The organism is Mycobacterium sp. (genome assembly GCF_032162105.1).
Classification (GTDB): domain Bacteria; phylum Actinomycetota; class Actinomycetes; order Mycobacteriales; family Mycobacteriaceae; genus Mycobacterium.
Genome location: NZ_JAVRPS010000223.1, coordinates 1 through 2,784, shown reverse-complemented (window position 1 = coordinate 2,784; position 2,784 = coordinate 1). Strand labels below are relative to the sequence as shown.

Here is a 2,784-nt window from a genome sequence, read left to right as displayed (position 1 = left end):
TTCTTCGTGTTGCCGCGGTGGCCCGAGATGATCGGCGACACGTCCCACACCCTCGGCACCGTGCTGCGCATCGTCACGGGTGCGCTGATCGGGCTGGCCGCGCTGCCGGTGGTGTTCACGCTGCTGCGCACGCGTAAGCCCGAGTTCGGCACGCCGCGACTGGCGCTCGCGCTGCGGGTCTGGTCGATCGCCCTACACGTGCTCGCGGGCGCGCTCATCATCGGCGCCGCGATCAGCGAGATCTGGCTGAGCCTGGACAGCGCGGGCCCCTGGCTGTTCGGCATCTACGGCGCCGCGGCTGCGATCGCGTTGCTCGGTCTGCTCGCGTTCCAGCTGGCGTTCACCGCCGAATTGCCGCCGCCCCCGCCGAAGCCGTTGAAGTCCAAGACGCAGAACCGTCGTCGCGGTCGGCGCGGGGCTGCCGACGAGGCATCCGTCGATGAGGCCGACGCGCCCGCTGAAACCGAGGTGACCGACGCCGACGAGGTGGAGAAGGACGACGCCCCGGCACCCGTCGCGGTCGAGGAGCCGTCCAAAACCAGCGAGGCAGTTGAGCTCACCGAGACCACTGCGGCCGACGAGACCACTGAGGCCAATGAGGTCGACGAACCCGCTAACATCGGCGAACCCGACGACGATAGAGCAGACAACGACGAGGAAAGCGCAGGCAAGCTGCGCAATCGACGTCCGTCGGGGAAGTCGTTGTTTCGGCGCTCACGCGGTGGCGTCGCCCTCGAAGACTGATCCCGTTCGGCCGTAGGTCGCGCGTTCGTCGACAGCCTGGGTACTCCCCGTAAGAATTGTGGGACACATCTAGGTTAGGTGGCGCATGGGCACGTTCGGATCCCGCTGGCGACTCGTCGTCGGCGTCGCGGCGGCGCTCGTCGTCGGTCTCGTCACACCCGCCCCTGCCGGCGCGGCACCCGTCGACCTCTCCGGGGCGATCGCACAGGTGGAACCCGCGACCGTGCGGATCGACACCGTCATCAACTACCAGCACGCGATCGGTGCGGGCACCGGCATCATCCTGGATCCCGGCGGGACCGTCCTGACGAACTTCCACGTCGTGCAGGGTGCGGACAGCATCACCGCGACGGCCATGGGCCTCCCCTACGACGTGGACCTGGTCGGCTACGACCGCGGCCACGACATTGCCGTGCTGCAGTTGCGCGGCACCGCGGGTGGCCTGCCAGCAGCGCTGATCGGCGACTCGTCGACGCTCGCGGTGGGTGACCCCGTCGTGGCACTCGGCAATGCCCGCGGCTCGGGCAGCCCACTCACCACCGAGACGGGCACGGTGACCGGCTTCGGTCGTACCATCACCGCCAAGGACGAATTGACCGGAAGCTCCGAACAGATGACCGGGCTGATCGAGGTCGCCGCGCCGGTCCGGGCGGGCGACTCCGGTGGTCCCCTGATCAACGGCAGGGGCGAGGTCGTCGGCGTCACCACCGCGGCGTCGGTCAGCTTCCGGATGGGGCCGGGCGGAGAAGGGTTCGCCATCCCGATCAACGACGCGTTGGCGGTGGCCGGCCAGATCCGGTCCCACACGCCGTCCGGCACAGTGCACATCGGCCCGCCGACCCTGCTCGGCGTCGGCGTCAGCACCGGGGATCAGAGCGAATCGCTGCCCGGCGTCTTGCTGCGCGAGGTGCTCCGCGGCGGTCCGGCACAGCAAGCCGGCCTGCTAGACGGCGACGTGCTGCTGAGCATCGACGGCACCCAGTTGGATTCGGCCACCGCGCTGACCGACGTGCTGGACAGGCACTATCCGGGTGACGTGATCGACCTGGTCTGGATCGACCGGGGCGGTCAACAGCGCACGGGGAAGGCGACGCTTTCCACCGGCGGCTGAGATCCGGCCGATCGGGCGGGTCGCGTTCCCCATGCTGAGCGAGTGCCCAGCAATCCTCGCGTCGTGCAGTCCGCTGCCCACGATTGCTTGACAACCCACTATGTTTGGGACGTCGTGTGAGCGGGAACACAGGGCACGACCATCCGGCCAGGGGAGGGACGCCGTGTACATGACTTGGGTGTGGATCTACGTGGCGGCATGGGCGGTGACCACCGCGATCACGTTCGTCGCCAGCCGACACTTGGGGGATCGGACCCAACCTCCAGTGGACATCTTCTTCGTCTGCGTGCTGGCCGGCGCGTTGTGGCCGTTGCTCCTCGTCGGCGTAGTCGAGCTCAGTTCGGTGGCGGCGTACACGACGGCAGAGAATTGGCTGGTCACGCCTGATCCGGACGACCACGTCAGCGAGGTCGTGGTGACCCTGCGCTAGTCGCGCTCGCGGTCGGCGTCCTTCGACGGCTGCACCCGCATGGGCCAGCATCGGGCGGATTCTGACCTCATCGGCAAATGATCTGAATGAGTTCGGTACCCCAGTGAGCGGCGTATCGTTGCCGGCACGCTGCTGCAGGCAAAGAACCGGGCTTCGATTTTTTGCCACCCCGGTCTCCCTTAGGACACCGACATGACCACACCATCTCGCTGGCATCGCCCCGCACTCGCGTTCTCAGTTTCGCTTCTACTCGTCGCCGTGGGACCCGCGCCCGCATTTGCAGACCCGATGGGTCCAGAGCCCGTGCCAGGGCCAAGCGTGGAAGACCCCGGCTACGACCCGTACTTTCCTCCGTTGACCGAGTTCGAACCCGGGAGCGATGTGATCGTCGTGGCCCCGGGGGCGCCGGCCCCTGATCCTGTGTTCTTCACGTGGAACATCTACCAAAACGTAGTCACCGGAGGGCTTTCACTGGCGCAGCAGAATCCTGGCTACGGTT

General features: G+C 67.5%; 3 protein-coding genes and 1 pseudogene. All 4 read left to right on the top strand.

The window, feature by feature from the left end; translation table 11 throughout:
• Window positions 1-744, top strand: a 744-nt coding sequence (lucA, locus tag QOC69_RS11260) for a lipid uptake coordinator LucA (protein WP_526439379.1), incomplete at its 5' end; no start/stop codon positions are given.
• An 85-nt stretch (window positions 745-829) separates the two neighbouring features.
• Window positions 830-1,855 carry a S1C family serine protease gene (locus tag QOC69_RS11255; protein ID WP_526439377.1) on the top strand — a complete coding sequence of 342 codons (1,026 nt, stop codon included), beginning with the start codon at window positions 830-832 and terminating at the stop codon, window positions 1,853-1,855.
• A gap of 163 nt (window positions 1,856-2,018) precedes the next feature.
• Window positions 2,019-2,285, top strand: a complete 267-nt coding sequence (locus QOC69_RS11250) for a hypothetical protein (RefSeq protein ID WP_526439375.1) — start codon at window positions 2,019-2,021, stop codon at window positions 2,283-2,285.
• 192 nt (window positions 2,286-2,477) lie between these two features.
• Window positions 2,478-2,784 (top strand): annotated as a pseudogene (locus QOC69_RS11245) (hypothetical protein); the annotation flags it as partial.

Excerpts from the sequence above, each read along its gene's own strand:
- QOC69_RS11255 (WP_526439377.1), top strand. The coding sequence starts at position 830 with ATGGGCACGTTCGGATCCCGCTGGCGACTCGTCGTCGGCGTCGCGGCG.